This is a genomic window from Nannocystis sp. RBIL2 (genome assembly GCF_026626745.1).
Taxonomy (GTDB): Bacteria; Myxococcota_A; Polyangia; order Nannocystales; family Nannocystaceae; genus Nannocystis.
In genome coordinates, this window is sequence record NZ_JAPNJW010000001.1 from 3,573,913 (window position 1) to 3,589,020 (window position 15,108).

Consider the following 15,108-nt stretch of genomic DNA (forward strand, 5'->3'; position numbering starts at 1 on the left):
ACAGTGTTGTCGATCAGGCGCACTCCGCCGAAGAACGCCGCCACCGCGTGCGGTCTCGGCGAGCGTCACGGTCGCAGGACGGTGTTGTCGATCAGGCGCACCCCGCCGAAGAACGCCGCCACCGCGCACAGGGCCGGTCGCGTCACCTCGGTGACGGGCTGCAGATCGTCGGCGTCGACCAGCGACGCGTAGTCGACCCGTCCCGGCGCCAGCGCAGCTGCGGGGTCGCCGAGCAGCGCCGTCGCCTCGCGTTCGCCGGCGGCGAAGCGCTGGCGGACGGCCGCCAGCCAGCGCGAGATCGCCAGGGCCTGCGCACGTGCCTCCGGGGACAGGTTGGTGTTGCGGCTCGACATCGCCAGGCCGTCGGGCTCGCGCACGATCGGCATGCCGACGACCTCGCCGCCGAGGAACAGGTCGGCGTGCATGCGCCGCAAGATCGCCAGCTGCTGGAAGTCCTTCTCGCCGAACAGCGCCACGTCGGGGCGGACCAGCCCCCACAGCTTGGCCACCACGGTACAGACGCCGCGGAAGTGACCCGGGCGCGACGCCCCGCACAGGTGGCGATCGAGCTCCTGGACCTCGACCCATGTGTTCGTCCCGTGCGGGTAGAGCTCGCGCGGGTCGGTCGGGCAGAACGCGACGTCGACGCCGCACTCGCTCGCCTGGGCCAGATCGCCGGCCTCGTCACGCGGGTAGCGGGCGAGGTCTTCGTTGGGACCGAACTGCGTCGGGTTGACGAAGATCGACAGCACCAGGCGGTCGCCGCGGCGACGGGCCTCGCGCAGCAGCGTCAGGTGGCCCTCGTGGAGGTAGCCCATCGTCGGCACGAACGCGACGCGCGTCGCGTGGCCGAGCGAGGCCCGCCACACCTGCATCTCCGAACATGTCCGAACGACCAGCATCGTCCTACTCCGTCGGCGGCTCCGAGCCGCTCACGGGCGCGGGCGACGGGTTGCTGGAGAAGCTGTGCTCGGCGCCCGGGAAGCTGCCCTCGCGGACCTCGCGGCCGTAGGTGGCGAACGCGTCGCGCACCACTCCGGCGAGCTCGGCGAAGCGCTTGACGAAGCGCGGCTTGAAGCGGTCGTCGAGGCCGAGCAGGTCCTGCATCACCAGCACCTGGCCGTCGCAGCCGACCCCGGCACCGATGCCGATCGTCGGGATCGCGAGCGATTGCGAGATCTGCCGCGCCAGCGCCGCCGGGATGCCTTCGAGCACCACTGCATAGGCGCCGGCCTCCTGGAGCTGCAGCGCGTCCTGTCGCAGCCGCTCCGCGGCCGCGTCCTCGCGACCCTGCACGCGGAAGCCGCCGAATTCATGCACGCTCTGCGGCGTGAGGCCGAGGTGCCCCATCACGGGGATGCCGGCCTGCACGATCTTGCGCACCGCATCGGCTCGGCCGCCACCCTCGAGCTTGACCGCCTCGGCCCCACCTTCTTGAACGAGCCGGCCCGCGGACAGCAGCGCTTGTTCGGCGCTGACCTGGTAGCTCATGAACGGCAGGTCGACCACCAGATGCGCTCGCTGGACGGCACGGCGGACGCAGCGAGCGTGGTAGCACATGTGCTCGAGCGTGACCTCGAGCGTGTGCGGGTGACCCTGCATCACCATGCCGAGGCTGTCCCCGACCAGCACCACGTCTGCGCCCGACTCGTCGACGAGGCGAGCGAAGGTCGCGTCGTACGCCGTAATCATCACGATGCGCTGGCCTTGGCGCTTGTATTGATGGAGCACCGGCGCGGTCACGCGGCGCGTCGTCGCGGGGATCTCCCCGGTTGCTGCGGGCTTGGCTCCGAGGGTCATACGTCGCTCGCGCGAAGCATATCGCAGAGCACCCAGGTCGCCGTCCATGAAGAATTTCGCCGCCGCGCCCCCTGGCCGGTCGGGCAGCGGATCGCGACATGTGTGCGGAACGATTCACGCCTCGCCTCGCGGCCTGGGCGCATCGTGTCCCTCGAGCCTGTGACGACGAGTTCACAGAGTGAACGCCCGCGATTCGACGTGCGCTGTTTCGCTGGACAGCGGTGACAAAAATCACCCGAGTGTGAAGTTCCCGCCGTGTCTTCACGCAGACTTATTTTCTTCACTAGGAAAAGATGACTTTGATGGGAAGGACTGATCGACGTTCCTCTCGCACGAATGTCCGTGCGACGCCCCTGCTTCGAGCCATCTGTCCTGTGGGACAGGTCCTCTGCGCCATGTCTCTCTGGGCTTGTGGCCAGCCGGGCGGAGACACCACCGACAGCGAGACGGACCCTCAGGCCGAGAGCACCGGCGACACGTCGGGCGGCACCTCCGGGACGGACGGGACCACCGCCCCCACCACGAGCGGCATCGACTCGTCGGGCTCCACCGGCGACTCGGGCGTCGTCGTCGGCGAGGCCAAGGGCCTGCTCAACTTCACCTTCTACCCCGAGACCGCCGGTGGCCTGCCGGCCGAGCTGGGCATGGCCGGGGCCTGGCGCACCGAGCCGTTCACCACCGACGACTTCTTCGCCGTCCAGGCCTGGGGCATGCACCTCCCGCCGCCGCCGGACGAGGCCAACACCATCGTCAACAACTCGATCCCCGCGCCCTACGATTGGGGCAAGGACAAGACCTGGGTCACCGGCGGCAACGCGCTCAAGCTGCGCGGCGAGACCGGCGAGTCGCTCGCGTGCCTCCTGCTCGTGCAGGACACCTTCCCGGTCTACTTCAGCGACGACGCCGAGTTCTTCGACCCGCTGTGCGCCCCCGATCCGGCGCGCTGGGTAGCCGGCGCCCAGTACGACCTGATCGCCTTCGGCGGCGAGGGCAAGGACGACATCGTCCTGCCCGCGGCCGTCACCGCCCCGCCGGCGCTGACCATCACCGCCCCCGACGTCGGCGTCTCGCTGTTCGAGCTCGACCGCGCGGAAGGCCTGGAGCTCGCCTGGGAAACCAACGGGGGCCAGCCGAACAAGGTCGTCATCCGCCTCATCGACACCTACGGCCAGATGCTCACCGCCCACGCCGTCGACGACGGCAGCTTCACCATCCCGAGCGCCGAGCTCTCCCAGCTCGCCCCCGGCCCTGCCACCCTCACCATCGCCCGCGAGCAAAGCTTCGACCTCGGCCTCCCGGACGGCGACCTGCGGGTCGTCCTCCGCTACGAAGTCTGGGCCGATCCCGACCTGATTTAAAGGACACCCACGAGACGGACCATGCAGCGCAGAACCTTCATGAAGTCCCTCGGCGTCGCCACGGCGGCCGGCGCCTCCTTCGGCATTCTTCGCCATCCGCGGCGCGCGGAGGCGTACTGGGGCGAGTGGCCGGCCGACAAGCTCGACGCCATGATCCCCGTCGAGCGCCAGGCCAAGAACGTGCTCGAGCTCTACCTCTACGGCGGCATGAACGCCTTCGACACCTTCTACGCGGTGCCGGATTGGGGTCAGGACACCGAGCGGTTCCTCCACGCCTACTACAACCAGACCCAGACCCGCTTCGGCCAGTGCGGCCTCGGCAACACCCTCACCGACGAGTTCGCCGAGGACGCCAACGGCCTCCTGGTCCACCTCGGCCCGTGGGTCGCGCCGCTGCGGGCGCGGCCCGACATCGTCGCGCGCATGCGGATCCTCGTGCAGCGCCACGACCTCCTGCCGCACGAGGGCGCCAACCCCTACGCGCTGACCGGCAGCCGCCTCGGCTCGCCGCGCCTCGCCGGCGTCGGCGCGTCGATCCAGCGCCACTTCCTCGAGCAGCCCGGCGGCCTGCGCCCGACCCCGTACGCCTACGTCCTCTACCCCGGCGTCGAGTTCCCCACCGACAACGTCCTCGCCGCCTCCGCGATCGGCCTCCACCCCGGCTCCGCGCGGCCGCTCAGCGTCACGGTCGACCCGGGCTCGTCGCTGTCGCAGCTGCTCGCCCGCCCCAGCGTCGGCGCCGGCCGTGACAGCTACGACGCCGCGGTCGACCACTACCTCGCCGCCTACCAGCAGCGCTTCCGACCCGGCGGCAAGGGCCAGCTCACCCGCTCGGCCGAGCGCAGCAACTTCGAGTTCGCCCACTTCGCCCGCCGCGGCGCCGGCGAGCTGTCCGGCGTGCTGTCGGCTGACCTGTTCGAGGGCGTCGCCGGCACCGAGTGCAGCGACATGTCCGGCACCGACAAGCCGCGCATGCAGGCGCGCATGGCCGCCAGCCTGCTCACCCGCGCCCAGGACCGCGCCCGCTACGTCCACTGGATCGACGGCGGCCTCAAGCCCAACCCGTCGGCCGGCCACGACACCCACGACAGCCACGTCGAGGACTCCTCGCGCAACGTCACGCACACGATGCAGTGCCTGGCCGACATCATCAACGCGCCGAACGAGAACGACCCCGGCAAGATCAACCTCGACGAGACGATGATCGTCATCAACACCGAGTTCGGCCGCACGCCGCACCGGCAGGGCCAGTCGGGCCTCAATCACTGGCCGCAGGGCATGGTCAACGTCCTGATCGGCGGCCCCATCACCGAGGCCGAGCGCGGCATCTACGGCGCCATCACCGAGGCCGAAGGCTTCGCCGAGACCTACATCAGCCCGGCCGAGAACCGAATGCTCGTGATGATGGCGCTCGGCATCTACCCGTTCAGCTCGCAGACGTTCGCCGTCGGCGACGTCGCCGGCGGGGTCAAGAACCAGGCCGAGGCGGCCCAGCGGCTGCGCGACATTTACATGGGGCTCAAGCTCTGAGCGAGAGGAGGCGCGACCATGACCCGACTTCATCCCAACCACGCTCCTCTCTTCGCATCTGTCCTCGCGTGCATGTCTCTCACGGCATGTCCGAACGACGACTCCGGAGCCTCCACCGCCACCGAGGGCGACAGCCAGGCCACCGTCGATTCGACCGAGGACGGCGCGTCCGCGACCGACAGCGCGCCGACCACCAGCGACGCGCCGACCACCAGCGACTCCGCGACCACCAGCGACTCCGGCGGCGACCCGGGCGAAGAGCCACCGCCAGCCGGTGACGGCGAGGAGTCGTGCGACGCCGGCGACGAGGCGTTCGTCAAGCGCGTCATCCCGCTGCTGCAGGGCCGCAAGCCCGAGGGCATGCGCGAGGTCCAGCTGCTGGTCAGCGCGATCGAGCAGCTCGACGCCAAGGGCCAGGACGGGCGGGCGATCGTCGCCCGCGGGCTCGCCAGCGGCGACCTCTACCTTCACCGCTGGCGCACCTTCTTCTGGGAGCAGCTGAAGATCAACCGGCTCGAGACCAAGTCGAACTACGGCTGCTACTCGGAGATGACCGGCGCCGGCGACAAGGGCGACCTCGCGGCCTACATCCGCGACAACGACGCCCAGGGCTCGAGCTTCGGCCCGCCGTTCACGATGGGCGACGTCATGATGAGCTCCCTGCGGCTCGACGACCTGAGCCCGATGTACCGCGCAGACATGTTCGCGCGCATGGCCCGGCCGCTGTCCGGCGCCAACATCACTCAGGAGGAGTTCGAGGTCAACGCGCGCTCGAACTATGGCGAGATCTTCGAGTCGAGCTACCTCGGTCGGCGCAGCGGCTGCCTCGAGTGCCACACCAGCACCGAGTCGGTCACCTACAACCCGGATCCCAAGTACAACCACTTCTGGGCGCTCCCCGGCGACTTCGAGGGCGCCATCTACGGCGACCCGAAGGGCCGCCCCGAGGAAGAGGTGTACGCCGCCTTCCGCTGGACCGGCTTCGTCGACGACCAGGGCTCGGTCGAGCCGTGGGGCTGGAGCGGCAGCTGCGGCCGTTTCAACCCGGGCACTGACGGCGACATCCTCGGTATCCCCGGCTACCTCGGCGGCGCGCTGCCCGAGGGCGGCCAGCTGTTCGACATCGACCCGCTGTTCAAGACCGGCTTCGCCACCCTCGCCAGCGAGGGCCTCATGGTCGACGGTGACCTGGCCGTCGCCCCCGACCAGGCGCTCGCGTACCTCACCGCCGTCAACATCGCCAACGGCGTGTGGAAGGAGATGCTCGGCTACCCGCTGACGCTCGCGCACAGCTTCCCGCGCAACGAGAAGCAGCGCGAGATCCTCGGCGAGCTCGCCGACGCCTTCATCTCCGACGACTACTCGCTGCGGACTCTCCTGGTCGAGATCGTCACGCACCCCTACTTCAACCAGGAGGCGCCGGACCTGTGCGACGCCTCGACCTCGTACCCCATGAAGGCGGTGTTCGACCCGTTCTCGATCACCGCCGCCGACCCCAACATGCGCGGCAACGGCGTCGGCGACCGCGTCCAGCGCTACAGCGCCTGGGTGCTGATCGAATCGGCGATGCGGGCGATGTGGTGGGAGCTGCCGGTGCAGCAGGTCCAGGACAACGAGTGGAACTACCCGGGCATGAACTTCTTGCGCGACCAGGGTGTGTTCCTCAAGGACGCGATCAACGGCTTCAACGGCGTCGACTTCAACGGCCTGCTGTCGTGGGAGAACCAGCTCGCCGGCGGCAGCAAGCAGTCGATGCAGGGCGGCTGCACCGGCCCGCTCGGCCAGCCTTGCGCGCAGTACGAGTGGATCGAGCTCATGCTGGTCGAGGCCAGCATGGTCCCCGGCGCCACCGTGGGTGACATCGCGGCGGCGATCAAGGACCGCCTCATCACCGAACCGACCCTCGACGGACCGGCCGAGATCGCCGCGATCGAGGGCGTCATTGGCCTCCCGCTCGACACCCCGATGAGCCAGGCCGACACCGGCCAGCTCGAGGAGGGCGCCCGTCGGTTCGCCGGCATGCTGCTCAGCACCCCGCAGTTCATGCTGTCGGGCGTGCCCAGCCGCGACCAGGACCCGGCGGCGATCCCCGCCTTCGCCGTCCCCGGCACCGACACCGAGTCGCTGTGCAACGTCCACGCCCCGCTGCTCCTCGGCGACAAGTTCGCCTGGAGCTGCAGCGCCGACGGGCTCAAGCTGCGCTGACCTGGCGTAACTGAGCGTATGGCCTTCGGGACATGGCCTCTCCGCCATGTCTCGAAGAACACGGCCTCCGGGACATGGCCTCTCCGCCATGTTTCGGGGGCTTCGTAGTATCTCGGCACCCGGAGTTGCTCGCCCGGCCCGCTCCCGCCTCGCGTCCGACGCGCTCACATCGGACGCTGCGCGGCACGCCGCCACGTTGCGCGACGCGATCACGCGCTCCGTCGACCCGTCCCTCGTCTCGCCTGCCCGGCGCTCCCGCCTCCCATCGAACGCTGCGCGGCCCGCCGCCAGGTTGCGCGACGCGATGACGCGCTCCGTCGACCCGTCCCTCGTCTCACCTGCTCGGCGCGCCCGCCTCAAATCGGACGCTGCGCGGCTCGCCGCCCTGTTGCGCGACGCGATGACGCGCTCCGTCGACCCGTTCCTCGTCTCGCCCGTCTCGCCTGCCCCGCGCGCCCGCCTCACATCGGACGCAGCTCGGCCAGCCGCCGCTCGACCAGCCGCCGCTCTGCTTCCTCGGGCTCCGGGCACGCCAGATAGCCCTTGAACAACAAGCTCGCGTTCGCCGGGTTCTTGAACGCGACCTGCTCGATCGCCGCCAGATAGAGGCGCTCGTGCAGCGGCAACAGGGCATCGACTGCCATCCGCTCGGCGCTCGATGCCAGCGGTCGCAGCAGCGTCAGCTCGCGCTGGGCGGCATCGGCCGCGCCGCTGCGGTCGTAAACCAGCGACAGGAGCAGCGTCGTCCGCACTTGCTCGCGCGAGGCAGCTCGCTCGCGGGCCCGGTGCGCCAGGTCCAACGCCCGCGCCAGATCGCCAGCCAGGAGCGCCGCCACGGCCGCCAGCCGATCGATGCGATAGCCCTCGACCTCCGCCCGCGCCTCCGCCTGCGCCAGGGCGGCCTGGGCAGTCGTCGCATCGCCGAGCCCGATCGCCGCGATCGCCGTCATGATCCACGTCATCGGCGGCGGCGCCTGACCGCGGCGGGCCGCCTCGCCGCGCGCCGCTGCCAGCCACTGCGCCGCCCGCTTGCGGCTCTGTCGCTGCGTCTCGGCCAGCGCCCCGACTTCCCCGGCCAGCTCCGACAGCGGCGGCAAGCTCGGCACCTGCGTCAGCTCGAGCATCGCCGCGGCCACCAGGACCGCGGGCGCCCCCGGGCACAGCCGGGCCCGCTCTGCCCACACGTTCGGCCCATCCGCGCCGACCGATTGTTTGGCGACCGCGATCTCGGCGGTCCGCTCGAGCTCGCGGCACTGACCCCACGGCCGGCTGCCGGCCTGGGCCCATACCGTGGGCGGGTCGGGCGGTCGGGGTTCCCACCCCGCCGGCGCCAGCGCCAGCCAGATCGCCGCGACGAACGACATGGGTAGCGAGCCTAGCATCTGGCACAGCCCGCTGCGGCCGCGCGATCGCCAACGCTCCGCGCCAAAATTTTGGTCCCTGCCCGCCGGCGACGCACACTCGCCGCGTGACTCCCCGGCCCTCCGTTCGCGCCGGCCAGGGCAACCGGCGCCGCCGGCCTCCCGCCCAGGCCGCAGCGCGCCGACACACGCGCTGGCTGATGAACCAACTCCGCCGCGGCGCCCTCGTCGTGCGCGGCCTTCCCTCGCGTCTGCGAACCCGGATCGCCTGGCGCCGGGCCGGACAGCTCGTCGTCGAACGCGGTCGGGCGCTCATGCCCGCGGCCCAGCGCGCCATCGAAGGCATGGGCAAGGGCCTCGACCACGGGGCCAGCGAGCTCGGCCGCTCGGCCGTGGCCGGTGGACGTGGTCTCCGCAGCCTGTCCCGGCTCAGCGCCGGCGGCCTCCGCCGCTTCTCGCACCTGAGCCTGCGCGCCTTCGCCCAGGCCGCCCGCCTGTCGCGCGTCGCCGGGCTCGCCATCGGCCGCGGCTGCCGCCGCTTCGGCGGAGCCAGCGCCCGCGCCTCCCGCCGCGTCGCCGGCATCCTGTGGCAGCACCGGGCAGCCTTGCGCGCGGTGGCGCTCCGAGGCGCTTGGTGGGGGGCGCTCGCCTTGTTGTGGTTCGGCGGCCGGGCGCTCCTCGACTTGCGGGTCCCGCTCGCCCAGGATGCCCTCCCGCTGTTCCTCATCGGCCTGGGCCTGTGCCTCCCGCTCTTCTTCGCGGGCGCCGCGCGTCTGCGCTGGGCCGGCTTTGCTCTCGGTGCCGGCCACGCCGTGCTCGCGGTGCTCGTCTGGACGATCACGACGTCCGGGTGACACCCCTTGGCGTCCTCGCGCGCACGCGATACGCCTGAGGCGTGCTCCCTCGTGGGCCCCTGCGTCCCGCCGCGTTCGCCCTCTGGGCCGGCCTCTGCTCGTTCGGCTGTCGACCTGACGGCGAACCGATCGACGAGGGTACCGGCAGCGACACGGGCACGGGCAGCGACACCGACTCCAGCGTGGTCCCCGACCCGGCCTTTCTCAACCCGGCGCTCGGCGACTTCCTCGTCGTCAGCACGCAACATGTCCCAAAGGACATCGTCGTCCAGAAGATCACGCTGGGCAATACTCAGCTGCTCATCGACGGCCAGACCGCCGGCACCCTCGGCCCGGGCAGCGCGCTCGGCGAGCTGACCGGCGCTCGCCTGCGAATCTTCCTCCACGGCGCCCTGGCGCTCGGGACCCACACCCTGCAGCTGGCCTCGCTCACACCCGACGGCCCGCGCTTCTCGGCCGAGCTGACCATGAACGTCGGCGCGCCGGACAACCCGCTGCCGCAGGTGTGGACCGAACTCGACCCGGAGCCGCGCGACGTCGGCGACGCCCTGCTCGTCAGCGGCGCCCCTCCGGACATCCTGCTCGGTGTCGTCTCCGGCGGCCTCGACCCCACGCTCCGCCTGTACCGCGCCGACGAGGGCGCCTGGGCGGACACGCCGGTACTCGAGACCTCGCTCAAGGGATATGTCCCCGAGGTCATGTCTCTGGGGCCAGGCGTTGCCGCGCACGTCCTGCCCCGGCCTCCGGGCAGCGACAGCACGGTCGTCCGCGTCGCGTACCGCCGCGGCCTGCCGGGTGACGCCATCGTCACCCGCGACCTCACGATCGCCCCCGAGCCCAACATCGGTCCCTTGCAGACCGCGGTCGATCTGTCGGCCGACCTCTTTCGCGACGCGGAGTTCGCCGCGCTCGGCCGCCCGTTCCTCCTCGGCGACGTCCTGCTCACGGAGTTCCTCGCCGCCGACGACGCCGAGACCGCCCACCCTGGAGATCGGGGCATCGCCCACGTGCGGCGCAGCAGCGATCGCAGCAGTTGGTCGGCCCCCGAGCGGGTCCCGACCGCCAAACCGCTCGACCTCGACGCTCTCGGGCCCGCGGTCTCCCTGCCTCAGCTCAGCCTCGGCGCCAGCATCTCCGTCCGCCTCGGCCAGCGCGTCACCGGTCTGCTCTCGCTCTCCGACGCCGGCGCCGCCCTCATCTCGGAGCCGGGCGAAGAAGTCGACCTGTCTCCCGGCGCACCCGCGGTGCTCACCACGATCACCAGCAACCTCGGCGCCCGCACCGTCGCCGCCGTCACTCCCGATCGTGGCGTGGGCGTCGCCTTCCTCGGTACCAGCGGCAAGCCGAAGAACACCGCCGTCACTGTCCCCGCCGACAAGCTGCCCGACGCCCGCATCACCGCCCAGCCGGCCGCCGGCGTCCTCTTCGGCTACTCCGCCTTCCTCCTGCCCTACGGCGACGCCGCGCCCGTACACCTGGTGCTGGGCGACGGGCTGCGCACCTACGTCCTTCCCCTCGTCGACCCCGAGCCGCTGTCGTGCCGCGCCGTGGTGCTGATGCCCAGCCTCGGCGGCAACCTCGACACGCCGACCGTCCCACTCGCCTGTCTGCAAGGCGGCTCGCTGCGCGTGGGAGTGCTCAAAGCCAGCCTCGCGGACCCCTGAGGGCCCCTCTTCGACGGCGGCGGCTGCCTGGCCCGTGATCGATCGCTCACGTCGTCGCCAGGCCGTCGGCCGCGAATCTCCCATCGTCGCCCCCGACTGCGAAGTGGCGCCCGCGGGCCCCGCCGATATACTGCCCACCTCGTGTCGATCCTCCGCAAGATCGCCCTCGGCCTCGTCCTCCTGGTCCTGATCCTCCTCGGCCTCGTCGCCTGGATGCTGCGCTCGCGCGCCGAGGAGATCCCCGACGAGCTGCCCGCGATCAACGTCGCCGAGGCCGACCCGCAGAAGCTCGTCATTCCCGGGAGCGGCGGCCTCGGCGACCTCGTGCTCGCCGATCTCAAGGGCCGCACCGTCTACATCATCGTCGAGGATCGCGAGAGCATGGCCGCACGCGAGTCGTCGGCCATGAGCCGCGCCATGGCCCGCTGGAACTATCCGGACACCGTGTCCGGTTTCGCCGTCGGCGACGCCGAGGGCTTCGGCCTGCTCGCCTCGAAGATCGAAGAATTTATCGGACCGATGCGGCCCGAGCTGCGGCTGCCGCTCTACATCGACTTTCAGGGCGCCGTCACCAAGACTTTCAAGCTGCCGAAGGGCCACGTTGGAATCGTCGTGCTCGACCCGGCCGGCGCCGTCGTCTACCGCCACAGCGGCAAGATGGAGCCCGCCGAGATCGAGAAGTTGCGCGACCTGTTGGGCGCCACGCTGCCCGCGCCCGCGCCCGCGCCCGCCTTCAAGGTCGGCGAGCTCGACAACGCCGCCTGCGCCGGCCGCACCTGCGCCTTCGTCTTCCTCGGGGGCCCGGTGGCCCGCAAGGACATCCCGGGCGGCAAGCAGGGCTTCGACGGCAGCACCGACGACAGCGTGAAGCAGTTCGCCAAGCCCGACGTGCGGCTTGCCGGCATCGTCGTCGACAGCGACGCGAAGCTCGACTCGGGCAAGGTCAGCGCGCAACTGGTCGGCCAGATCGACGGCGCCGAGCTCAAGCGCTGGAAGACCGCTACGGACAGCACCGAGGCCCGCGCGGCCTTTCAGATCCCCGCCGGCGAGGCCGCCCTCGTCGTCCTCGATCCGCAGGGGAATGTGGTCATGCGCGAGCTCGGTCGCGTGCCGATGTACAAGTTCGGCGTCCTGTCCGAGTTCATCGGCGTTGAGCTCAGTGACCGCGACGAGCCCTGAACCAGCAAACAATTGCTGACACCGGGCGGACTCCCGGAACTCGACTTCGCCGCCTCGCGCCTCCGCCGCCGGACCCTTCGGCAGCGCCGAGCCAGAGTCGATCAACAGAGCGCGGCGAGGCCCTCGCGATCGACGAGCACGACCGTGCGTCCGAGCAGGTGGACGAGGTTGCGCTTGCGAAAGCTCGCCAGCGCCAGGGAAATGGTCTCTCGCGTCGATCCGATCAGGTTGGCCATCTCCTGATGCGTGATCTTGAGGTCGACCTTGATCCCATCTTCCGTCTCGTGCCCGTACTCGCGGCCGAGCTCGAGCAGGAGCGCCGCCAGCTTGGCGTGGACATCGCGGAACACGAAGTGCTCGAGCCTGGTCTCGGCGCTGCGCCGCCGCTGCGCCAGCACCTGGGCGAAGCGGAACGCCAGCACCGAGTCGGCGAAGATCAGGTCCCGCAGCGGCTCTCGCGGCAACAGCGCCACGATCGCGTTCTTCATCGCCTCCGCCATCTCCTCGCGCGGCGCGCCCGCGAACACGCACAACTCGCCAAAGAACGCCCCCGGACCGTGATAATCGAGGGTCAGCTCCTTGCCGTCGCGCGACACCTTGCTGCACTTGACCCGCCCGCCCTGCAGGAAGAACACGTGCTCGCCCGGATCGCCCGGCAGGTACACGATCTGCCGCCGGCGGAATTCCTTGATCTCCACCACCGCGGCGAGCGCTCTCAGGTGCTCTCCGCCCACGCCCTCGAGCAGCGGGATCTTGCGCAGGTACCAGAGCACACGGCGCTCGTCCCTGGGCGGAGCAGGCTCCTTGGCGGCTTGATGCATGCGCGCTCTCGCTACCTCCTAAGCTACGAGGCTTTGCGGATCCGCGCAATCCGGGAAACGCTCCGCCACCAGCGGGCTGCGCTGCTACCCTGAACGTCCCCCCATGTCGATCGCCAGCGGGCTCCCGTCTCCCATCCGCAGAGTGCTTCAGGAGGGCGAGCTCGTCCTCGAGGCTCCGTTTACCCGCCGGATCTTCACCAACCGCGATCTCGCGTTCGACCAGATCAGCGTCATCGGCTTCGACATGGACTACACCCTCGCGCTCTACCGCCAGGAGGAGCTCGAGGCGCTGTCGATCCGCTGCACGCTCGACAAGTTGATCGCGCGCGGTTACCCCGAAGCGCTGCGCGACATGCAGGCCGATCCGGCGTTCGCCATCCGCGGCCTCGTGGTCGACAAGACGTACGGGAACATCATCAAGATGGACCGCCACGGCTACGTCGGGCGCGCCTATCACGGCAAGAACCTGCTCCCCAAGCCGACGCGCAAGGCCCTCTACCGCGCCCAGCGCCTCGGCACCGAGCGCGAGCGTTTCGCTCCGGTCGACACCCTGTTCGCGCTGCCCGAGGTCACGATGTACGCCGAGGTCGTCGACCGCATCGACCAGCGCCCCGACCTGTGGCCCTCCGGCCCGCCGACCTACGCGCAGGCGTGGAACGACGTGCGCGAGTGCATCGACCAGGCCCACCAGGACGGCTCGCTCAAGGACCTGATCCAGGCCGACCTGCCGCGTTACTTCCAGCTCGACCTCGAGCTCGGGCCGACGCTGCACAAGTTCCGTTCGGCCGGCAAACGCCTGTTTCTCCTCACCAACAGCCTCCTGCCCTACACCGAATCGGTGCTCGGCTACGTCCTCGGCGGGCAGATGTCGGCCTACGCCACCTGGCGCGACTACTTCGACTGGGTCATCGTCGGCGCCCGCAAGCCCGAGTTCTTCACCGGCAACCAACCGTTCCAGGAGCTCGACGCCACCGCCAACCCGCTCGGACGCCCCACCGGCGAGCCGCGTCGCGGACGGATCTACAACGGCGGCAATCAGCTCGGGCTGCAAGCCTCCCTCGGCGTCCATCCCGACGAGGTGCTCTACGTGGGCGACCACATCTACGGCGACATCGTCCGCAGCAAAAAGAGCTCCGGTTGGCGCACCGCGCTGGTCGTCGAGGACCTCGAGCACGAGCTCGGCATCCGCCGCGACCGCCAGATCGTGCTCAAGGAGGTCGAGCAACTCTCGTCCCTGCGGATCTCGCTGGCCGACGAGCTCTCGGCCCAGCGCTACCTGTCGCGTCTGCTCGCCCGCATGACCCCGGACGACCTGGTCCGCCAAGGCGTCGCCCCCGAGGCCGCCGAGAGCCTGCTGGCCGACACCCGCATCCAGGTCCGCCGCCGCTTCGACCGCCTGCGCAAGTACGAAGAGGAGATGGCCGCGACCCTGGAGCGCCGGATCGCCGACGTCGACGAAGCCTTCAACCCCTACTGGGGCTCCGTCTTCGCCGCCCGCCGCGATTCGAGCCGCTTCGGCGCCCAGGTCGAGAGCTACGCCTGCATCTACACCAGCCGCGTCACCAACTTCCGCTACGTCTCGCCCACCCGCTACTTCCACTCCCCGCACGGCTCGATGCCCCACTGGCACTCCTCGGCCAAGTGAGCGACGCTCGCGTGCATGAAGTCGTACCGCGAAGAGCTGTGGTTCCAGACCGACACCCGACGCGCCTACCTCAACATCACGGCGCAGGTCGAGGCCGCCGTCCGCAAGAGCGGTGTGCGTGAAGGCCTCTGCCTCGTCAACGCGATGCACATCACCGCCAGCGTGTACATCAACGACGACGAGCCGGGCCTGCTGCAAGACTACGACGATTTCCTCGAGCGCCTGGCCCCGCACGCGCCCACCAGCCACTACCGGCACAACCGCACCGGCGAGGACAACGGCGACGCCCACATCAAACGTCAGCTCATGGGCCGGGAAGTGGTCGTGGCCATCACCGAGGGCAAGCTCGACTTCGGGCCGTGGGAGCAGATCTTCTACGCCGAATTCGACGGCCGCCGCCGCAAGCGGGCGCTGATCAAGATCATCGGCGAGTGACGCCGCGACGGCGTCGCGAAGACGACCTCGCAGGTCCAGCTGATGCGCGAGATGAAAACACTTCCTCGGACCGGGCGCACTGTCCCGGCGAGCAGGTGGCGTTCCAGCGATGGACGTGTCCACGGCGCCGACGCCCGAGGGCCTCGCGCCCCCGTTCCGCGTCGCATGCACGGAGCTGTGAATTCCCTGGAACAAGCCTTCAGCATATCGCCACGCCTGCTCCGAACCAGCGCGGCAATTCTTGCATCCTCACCAA

The 15,108-nt window shown here is 70.3% G+C and carries 12 protein-coding genes; 8 read left to right on the plus strand and 4 right to left on the minus strand.

Annotated elements, in window-relative coordinates; all coding sequences use genetic code 11:
- Positions 1 to 65: 65 nt before the first annotated feature.
- Together panC and panB are read right to left on the minus strand one after the other, a co-directional pair.
- The gene (panC, locus tag OV090_RS13990; protein ID WP_267704120.1) at positions 66 to 902 is read right to left on the minus strand and encodes a pantoate--beta-alanine ligase; all 837 of its coding nucleotides are present in this window, start codon (positions 900 to 902) and stop codon (positions 66 to 68) included.
- Between the two features lie 4 nt (positions 903 to 906).
- The gene (gene panB / locus OV090_RS13995) at positions 907 to 1,800 is read right to left on the minus strand and encodes a 3-methyl-2-oxobutanoate hydroxymethyltransferase (protein ID WP_267704121.1); all 894 of its coding nucleotides are present in this window, start codon (positions 1,798 to 1,800) and stop codon (positions 907 to 909) included.
- A gap of 395 nt (positions 1,801 to 2,195) precedes the next feature.
- On the opposite strand from panB, the gene OV090_RS14000 reads away from it, so the two are divergent.
- The 3 genes from OV090_RS14000 (at position 2,196) to OV090_RS14010 (ending at position 6,893) form a co-directional block, all read left to right on the plus strand.
- Entirely contained in the window at positions 2,196 to 3,158 is a 963-nt protein-coding gene (locus OV090_RS14000; RefSeq protein ID WP_267704122.1) for a hypothetical protein, read from the plus strand.
- 21 nt (positions 3,159 to 3,179) lie between these two features.
- Positions 3,180 to 4,688 (plus strand): DUF1501 domain-containing protein, encoded by a 1,509-nt coding sequence (locus OV090_RS14005; RefSeq protein WP_267704123.1) that lies wholly within the window; start codon positions 3,180 to 3,182, stop codon positions 4,686 to 4,688.
- A 72-nt stretch (positions 4,689 to 4,760) separates the two neighbouring features.
- Positions 4,761 to 6,893 (plus strand): hypothetical protein, encoded by a 2,133-nt coding sequence (locus OV090_RS14010; RefSeq protein WP_267704124.1) that lies wholly within the window; start codon positions 4,761 to 4,763, stop codon positions 6,891 to 6,893.
- A gap of 461 nt (positions 6,894 to 7,354) precedes the next feature.
- On the opposite strand, the gene OV090_RS14015 is transcribed toward OV090_RS14010, so the two are convergent.
- Positions 7,355 to 8,257 (minus strand): hypothetical protein, encoded by a 903-nt coding sequence (locus OV090_RS14015; RefSeq protein ID WP_267704125.1) that lies wholly within the window; start codon positions 8,255 to 8,257, stop codon positions 7,355 to 7,357.
- A 197-nt stretch (positions 8,258 to 8,454) separates the two neighbouring features.
- Between OV090_RS14015 and OV090_RS14020 the strand changes: the two genes are divergently transcribed.
- The 3 genes from OV090_RS14020 to OV090_RS14030 all read left to right on the plus strand — a co-directional run bounded on the left by OV090_RS14020 (position 8,455) and on the right by OV090_RS14030 (position 11,951).
- Complete coding sequence (locus OV090_RS14020) at positions 8,455 to 9,108, plus strand: hypothetical protein (protein WP_267704126.1); 654 nt, start codon at positions 8,455 to 8,457, stop codon at positions 9,106 to 9,108.
- A 41-nt stretch (positions 9,109 to 9,149) separates the two neighbouring features.
- Positions 9,150 to 10,772 (plus strand): hypothetical protein, encoded by a 1,623-nt coding sequence (locus OV090_RS14025; RefSeq protein ID WP_267704127.1) that lies wholly within the window; start codon positions 9,150 to 9,152, stop codon positions 10,770 to 10,772.
- A gap of 141 nt (positions 10,773 to 10,913) precedes the next feature.
- The gene (locus tag OV090_RS14030; RefSeq protein ID WP_267704128.1) at positions 10,914 to 11,951 is read left to right on the plus strand and encodes a hypothetical protein; all 1,038 of its coding nucleotides are present in this window, start codon (positions 10,914 to 10,916) and stop codon (positions 11,949 to 11,951) included.
- 101 nt (positions 11,952 to 12,052) lie between these two features.
- Here the strand turns inward: OV090_RS14030 and OV090_RS14035 are convergent, their stop codons facing one another.
- Complete coding sequence (locus OV090_RS14035; protein ID WP_267704129.1) at positions 12,053 to 12,772, minus strand: Crp/Fnr family transcriptional regulator; 720 nt, start codon at positions 12,770 to 12,772, stop codon at positions 12,053 to 12,055.
- 103 nt (positions 12,773 to 12,875) lie between these two features.
- Between OV090_RS14035 and OV090_RS14040 the strand changes: the two genes are divergently transcribed.
- Entirely contained in the window at positions 12,876 to 14,417 is a 1,542-nt protein-coding gene (locus OV090_RS14040; protein ID WP_267704130.1) for an HAD-IG family 5'-nucleotidase, read from the plus strand.
- Positions 14,418 to 14,432: 15 nt separating this feature from the next.
- Positions 14,433 to 14,852, plus strand: coding sequence for a secondary thiamine-phosphate synthase enzyme YjbQ (locus OV090_RS14045; RefSeq protein WP_267704131.1), 420 nt, complete (start codon positions 14,433 to 14,435; stop codon positions 14,850 to 14,852).
- Positions 14,853 to 15,108: the final 256 nt, after the last annotated feature.

Excerpts from the sequence above, each read along its gene's own strand:
- panC (WP_267704120.1), bottom strand. The coding sequence starts at position 902 with ATGCTGGTCGTTCGGACATGTTCGGAGATGCAGGTGTGGCGGGCCTCG.
- panB (WP_267704121.1), bottom strand. The coding sequence starts at position 1,800 with ATGACCCTCGGAGCCAAGCCCGCAGCAACCGGGGAGATCCCCGCGACG.
- OV090_RS14000 (WP_267704122.1), top strand. The coding sequence starts at position 2,196 with ATGTCTCTCTGGGCTTGTGGCCAGCCGGGCGGAGACACCACCGACAGC.
- OV090_RS14005 (WP_267704123.1), top strand. The coding sequence starts at position 3,180 with ATGCAGCGCAGAACCTTCATGAAGTCCCTCGGCGTCGCCACGGCGGCC.
- OV090_RS14010 (WP_267704124.1), top strand. The coding sequence starts at position 4,761 with ATGTCTCTCACGGCATGTCCGAACGACGACTCCGGAGCCTCCACCGCC.
- OV090_RS14015 (WP_267704125.1), bottom strand. The coding sequence starts at position 8,257 with ATGTCGTTCGTCGCGGCGATCTGGCTGGCGCTGGCGCCGGCGGGGTGG.
- OV090_RS14020 (WP_267704126.1), top strand. The coding sequence starts at position 8,455 with ATGAACCAACTCCGCCGCGGCGCCCTCGTCGTGCGCGGCCTTCCCTCG.
- OV090_RS14035 (WP_267704129.1), bottom strand. The coding sequence starts at position 12,772 with ATGCATCAAGCCGCCAAGGAGCCTGCTCCGCCCAGGGACGAGCGCCGT.
- OV090_RS14040 (WP_267704130.1), top strand. The coding sequence starts at position 12,876 with ATGTCGATCGCCAGCGGGCTCCCGTCTCCCATCCGCAGAGTGCTTCAG.
- OV090_RS14045 (WP_267704131.1), top strand. The coding sequence starts at position 14,433 with ATGAAGTCGTACCGCGAAGAGCTGTGGTTCCAGACCGACACCCGACGC.